Source organism: Bradyrhizobium altum, assembly GCF_020889705.1.
In the GTDB taxonomy this organism is placed as follows: Bacteria; Pseudomonadota; Alphaproteobacteria; order Rhizobiales; family Xanthobacteraceae; genus Bradyrhizobium; species Bradyrhizobium altum.
Window position 1 is genome coordinate 1 of sequence record NZ_JACMYP010000610.1, and the last position, 538, is coordinate 538.

Annotated in this window: 1 protein-coding gene; it reads right to left on the reverse strand. The window is 57.1% G+C overall.

Annotated features, from left to right (window positions below; translation table 11 throughout):
* A partial coding sequence (locus H8B02_RS47710) for an AMP-binding protein (RefSeq protein WP_229172575.1) occupies positions 1-538 on the reverse strand: 538 nt, incomplete at both ends.

The following is a 538-nucleotide window of genomic DNA, read 5'->3' on the forward strand; positions in this document are numbered from 1 at the left end:
GGCTGTCACGTCGATAGCAGCTTCCGTGGGACCATATAGGTTGTGCAGACCAGTCCAAGGCAATACGCGACGAACCTTCTGCGCAAGGCAGGCAGAAAGCGCCTCACCACTACACACGAGACGCTGCAGGGATGTGCAGCGATCAACACCCTTCGTGTCCATGAAGCCGTCCAGCATGGATGGTACAAAGTGTGCGGTGGTGATGCGTTGGCTGATTATCAAGTTTACAAGCGCATCAGGGTCTTTGTGCGCACCAGGAAGCGCCAGCACCAAGGTCGCCCCTTCAAGCAACGTCCAGAAGAATTCCCAGGCCGAGACATCGAAGCCAAATGGGGTCTTCTGCAAGACAACGTCAGTCGCATTGAGTGCATAGGCTTTTTGCATCCAGATCAGGCGATTGATGATAGCCCGATGCTCATTCTGTGCCCCTTTGGGCGTTCCGGTTGAGCCTGATGTGTAGATCACATAGGCGAGATGGCGGGATGTGAGGCCAAGCGTGCGCGGGTCGGGGTCCGAAGCCGGCCGTTCGGCCCAGGCT